The sequence below is a fragment of the Chryseobacterium sp. VD8 genome, assembly GCF_037149975.1.
GTDB classification, from domain to species: Bacteria; Bacteroidota; Bacteroidia; order Flavobacteriales; family Weeksellaceae; genus Chryseobacterium; species Chryseobacterium indicum.
Map to the genome: position 1 here is coordinate 1 of NZ_JBBCQL010000278.1, position 5278 is coordinate 5278.

Here is a 5278-nt window from a genome sequence, read left to right on the forward strand (position 1 = left end):
CAGGACCAAAACTGTCTGTATCGTCTACATCAAGATTGGCGTTGGTTCCTTCTTTGTGATAATAGCAAATATGATTGTTCGGATAGGAAAGATGCGAATCCAGATCAGAAGGAGATTTTCCCCAGCTTAAAACAATTCTCATTCCGTCCAGATCTTCCATAACAGGACTTAAAGCGTACGTCAGACCGCCAAAAGGACCTTTTGTAACCAATGTGGAATAGCCTTCTTTTTTGATGATTAAAGTGATCTCATTGTTGGCATCAACAAACTGTGGAGGAATAACGGCTTTTCCTGAAGCGTCCGTATTGACCGTTTCTGAAGTTTCTCCGTTTTTCTGGAAGATAATTTGTGCATTGGGAATAACTTTGTCTTTAACGACTGCACTTAAAACCAATAACTCATTGTTCTTTTGAGCAAAAATAAAGGATTGCCAAAAAACGAACAGCAAAAGAATTTTTTTCATGGAATGTTTTTATTTAATTTGCTTCAAATATAAAAAATCCTCCAAGATTTTGAAGGATAATATTTCATATAGATTTAAGATTAGAATTTTACCTGAATTTATTTACTGTTAATATTTTTTCGACAGAATTTCTTTAACGGGAATAAATGCTCCGTTAAGATAATCTATTTTCTGTTCAAAAGGATAAGCAGGATTTGATGTCATTAAGACTCCCACAACACCGAAAAACATTCCGATACTCAAATTTCCGATATTGGGACTTCCGGATCTTAATTTTCCGACGAAATAATAATCGTTGTCTCTTTTTTCTGCCTTCGTGAAAAGATTTTCGATAGGAAGATAAACATACAATTCCCCTTTGTAAACAAGGGCATACACATCATCTTTCTTTATTTCTTTTTCTTTTCCGTCTGCTGTTTCAAATATTTTATGAATTTTGGGTTGGTTTCCGTAAAATTTAACGCTGCTGATTTCCTGTTGAGGCTGCTGGTTTTTCAGGGAAGTATAATCCTTGTACAGTCCGTCTTTCAATTCAGAAGAATTGAAGAGGCTGATTGATTGTTTATAGACATCATCAAAATTTTTAAGCTGTTCCCATGTGTAACGCTCTGTTGTATTAGGTTTTCTGGATGCATTTTTAGCAATAAATTCTCCCAGCATTTCACTGCCTTTTCTTAAAATTTCTTTCGTTACATCGGCTGATTTATGCTCTGTTACGGTATCTGTTTTTTCGAGCAAAGAGTAGGTTCCGTCATCATTTTTAGCAAAAAGAAAGCCCTGGAAATAACAATACCCAAATTCTGTAAATGCTTTTGAGACTTCAGCAAAATACAATTGTTTAAGATATAAAACCAGACTTCCGTTTTCTGCATTTTCCCCGTTTATGCTGTTTAGAACATTTTGAAACTGATCAGAAAGGGGAGACGTAGGAACCACTCTGGCTTTTGCATTCAATGCGCCCTGCTGCACAATTCCAACGGCTGTTGTATCAATTCTGGCATCAATAATTGTAATGGTTTTATAATAGCTTTTCTCTGCTTTTTGAAAAGGCGGGGTAATCGTAAAATCTTCCGTTCGCTTCTGGGCAAATAAAATGGCAGATAAACATAGGAATACAAATAGTACATTTTTTCTTAAAAATATTTTCATGATGGTTGTTTATTTTATTTTACTAACGGTTTAAATGGATGATTAGTCTATAAAAGTATAAAAACCTCAAAGAAAATTCTCTGAGGTTTGATTTATAAATCGTAAAAAGGTAGCTGAGCGGAGTCGAAGCTACATATTTCTTCTGTACTTTCCACCCACTTCAAACAAAGCATTGGTAATTTGTCCAAGAGAGCAGTATTTCACAGCATCCATCATCACTTCGAATAAGTTTTGCTGATTGATGGCAGCGTGTTGCAGGGTTTTCAAAGCGGCTTCCGATTTATCTTCATTGGATTTCTGGAAGTTGTGAAGCATTTCAATCTGGAACTGCTTTTCTTCCTCTGTTGAACGGATGACTTCTCCCGGACGAACCGTTGGCGAACCGTCTTTTCCTAAGAACGTGTTCACTCCGATAATCGGATATTCTCCGGTGTGTTTCAGCCATTCGTAATGCATTGATTCTTCCTGAATTTTTGAACGTTGATACATGGTTTCCATCGCACCCAGAACACCACCTCTTTCTGTAATTCTATCGAATTCTGCATACACAGCTTCTTCTACTAAATCCGTTAATTCTTCAATGATAAATGAACCTTGTAGCGGATTTTCATTTTTCGCTAATCCTAACTCTTTATTGATAATCAGCTGAATTGCCATCGCTCTTCTTACGGATTGCTCAGTTGGAGTCGTAATTGCCTCGTCATACGCATTGGTGTGCAATGAATTACAGTTGTCATAAATTGCATACAACGCCTGTAAAGTTGTTCTGATATCGTTGAAGTCAATTTCCTGCGCGTGAAGCGAACGTCCCGAAGTCTGGATGTGGTATTTCAGCATCTGGCTTCTTTCGTCAGCTCCGTATTTCAGTTTCATTGCTTTTGCCCAGATTCTTCTTGCCACACGTCCGATTACTGAATATTCAGGATCGATTCCGTTGGAGAAGAAGAACGATAAATTTGGCGCAAAATCGTTGATGTCCATTCCTCTTGACAGATAATATTCCACATACGTGAAACCGTTTGCCAATGTGAATGCTAACTGAGATACCGGATTGGCTCCTGCTTCCGCAATGTGATATCCTGAAATGGAAACAGAGTAGAAGTTTCTTACTTTTTCTTTGATGAAATATTCCTGAACGTCGCCCATTAATCTCAAAGCAAATTCAGTAGAGAAAATACATGTATTCTGCGCCTGATCTTCCTTTAAAATATCTGCCTGAACGGTTCCACGAACAGTTGCGATGGTTTTTGCTTTAATTTCAGCATACACATCGGCAGGAATGACTTCATCTCCTGTAATTCCCAGTAGTTTTAAACCTAAACCGTTATTGGAAGGCGGCAATTCTCCGTTGTATTTTGGTCTTGCTAAACCTTTATCGTCGAATTTTGCTTTTAAAACTTCCTCAACCTTAGCCTCAAGCTTATTCTCGACAATATATTTCTCCACATTCTGGTCGATGGCTGCATTCATAAAGAAAGCCAACAACATCGGAGCAGGTCCGTTAATCGTCATTGAAACCGAAGTTAATGCATTCACCAGATCAAAACCTGAATATAGTTTTTTAGCATCATCCAAAGTAGCGATAGAAACGCCCGCATTTCCGATTTTACCGTAAATATCCGGCGGTAAAGCTGGGTCTTGTCCGTAAAGAGTTACCGAGTCGAAAGCCGTAGATAAACGTTTTGCAGGCATTTCTGCGGAAACGTAGTGGAATCTTCTGTTGGTTCTTTCAGGGCCTCCTTCTCCGGCAAACATTCTCGTTGGATCTTCTCCGGTTCTTTTGAAAGGATAGATTCCCGCAGTGTAAGGGAAACTTCCCGGAAGATTTTCCTGACCTTTCCATTTGATGAGATCGCCCCAGTCATTGTATTTTGGTAATGCAATTTTCGGAATTCTTAGGTGAGATAAAGATTCTGTTGAGGTTTCAACCTTAATTTCTTTTCCTCTTACGAAATAGGAATAAAATTCAGCTTTGAAAGCCTCTTTCGTATCATCCCATGTTTTAAGGAAGTCGATGTTTTCCTGTTGAAGTTCCTTTTCAGCTTTCTGATATTCAGCATCTAAAGTTTCATTGGAAAGGAAGTTTTTAACGCCTTCAATATGATACATTTTTCTTGCCAGTTCAGCCTGCTTTTCAATATTCGCATCGTATTGTCTGTTGTTTTCAACGATTTCGGAAAGATAACGGACTCTCTTTGGCGGAATAATTGTTACTTCGTCGGTAACTTCCTGTTCAACAAATGTTTTTAAATTTAAATCAGCAAATTTATCATTGACTTTAGAAACCAGTCTGTTGTATAATTCTGTTGTTCCGTGATCGTTAAACTGAGATGCCTTTGTAGCATAAACCGGCATTTCATCCAATGGCTGTTCCCACAGCAAATGGTTTCTCTGGAACTGTTTTCTTACTGCTTGAAGGGCGTCAAGAGCGCCACGTTTGTCAGATTTATTTAAAGCAACCAAATCTGCATAATCCAACATATCGATTTTTTCCAGCTGTGTGGAAGCTCCGTATTCCGGAGTCATTACGTACATCGAAACATCCGCAAAATCAGACACTTCCGATCCGGATTGCCCAATTCCTGAAGTTTCAAGGATAATAACATCAGGATGTGCCAGTTTCAAAACATTTAATGCAGAATGAATGAATGGAGAAACTGAAACGTTGTTTTCTCTAGTTGCCATCGAACGCATATAAACTCTCGGATCATTAATCGCGTTCATGCGGATTCTGTCCCCCAAAAGTGCACCTCCTGTTTTCTTTTTCGAAGGGTCGATGGAGATAATCGCAATTTTTTTATCGGTGTTTGAACGCAGGAAACGTCTTACCAATTCGTCTGTTAAAGAAGATTTTCCCGCTCCTCCGGTTCCTGTGATCCCGATAATCGGAATATGTAAGTCTTTTGATTTTTCGTCAATTGCTTTTACCAGCTCAGGTTTTTCTTCTGAAAAATTTTCAACTGCTGAAATGATTTTCGCAATGCTTGTCGAATTTTCAAAACTGATGGAATCCAGATCTTTTACATCAACATCTTTTCCTGTTGCGAAATCTGATTTTTGAACCAAATCATCAATCATTCCCTGCAAACCAAGTTCACGGCCATCATCCGGAGAATAAATTCTGTCGATTCCGTAAGACATAATATCTTCGATTTCTTCCGGCAGAATTACACCGCCGCCACCGCCAAAAATTTTAATCTGTGGCGAATTTTTTTCTCTTAAAAGATCATAGATGTATTTGAAATATTCGTTGTGACCGCCCTGATAAGAAGTTAAGGCAATAGCATTTGCATCTTCCTGAATCGCAGTATTTACAACTTCTTCTGCCGATTTGTCGTGACCAAGGTGGATAACTTCGCATCCTGTTCCCTGAATGACACGGCGCATAATATTAATCGCAGCATCATGACCATCGAATAGCGACGCAGCCGTCACGATTCTGACTTTATTTTTTGGAGTATATTTTTGGGTTTCCATAAAAGATTTAGAAAATTTCTGAATTTCCAAATATAATAATAAAATAGAAACCCTATGTTTAATGTTAATGTATTGTAAATTATTAAGTTAATTTGATTTGATTAATTATTTGAACTTCATTTAAACTAACATTTGTTAGAAATGATAACTGCTTAGAAGTTACGCCGCTGATTTCTCAGAAAATCTTTC

General features: G+C 37.8%; 2 protein-coding genes and 1 pseudogene. All 3 read right to left on the bottom strand.

Going from position 1 to position 5278, the window contains the following annotated elements; genetic code table 11:
- Positions 1 to 463, bottom strand: a pseudogene (locus WFK35_RS20295) (tetratricopeptide repeat protein); the annotation flags it as partial.
- A gap of 108 nt (positions 464 to 571) precedes the next feature.
- On the bottom strand, positions 572 to 1612 hold the full coding sequence (locus tag WFK35_RS20300; RefSeq protein WP_336734261.1) for a hypothetical protein: 1041 nt from the start codon (positions 1610 to 1612) through the stop codon (positions 572 to 574).
- 129 nt (positions 1613 to 1741) lie between these two features.
- Positions 1742 to 5089 carry a methylmalonyl-CoA mutase family protein gene (locus WFK35_RS20305; RefSeq protein ID WP_336734263.1) on the bottom strand — a complete coding sequence of 1116 codons (3348 nt, stop codon included), beginning with the start codon at positions 5087 to 5089 and terminating at the stop codon, positions 1742 to 1744.
- Between the last annotated feature and the right edge of the window lie 189 nt (positions 5090 to 5278).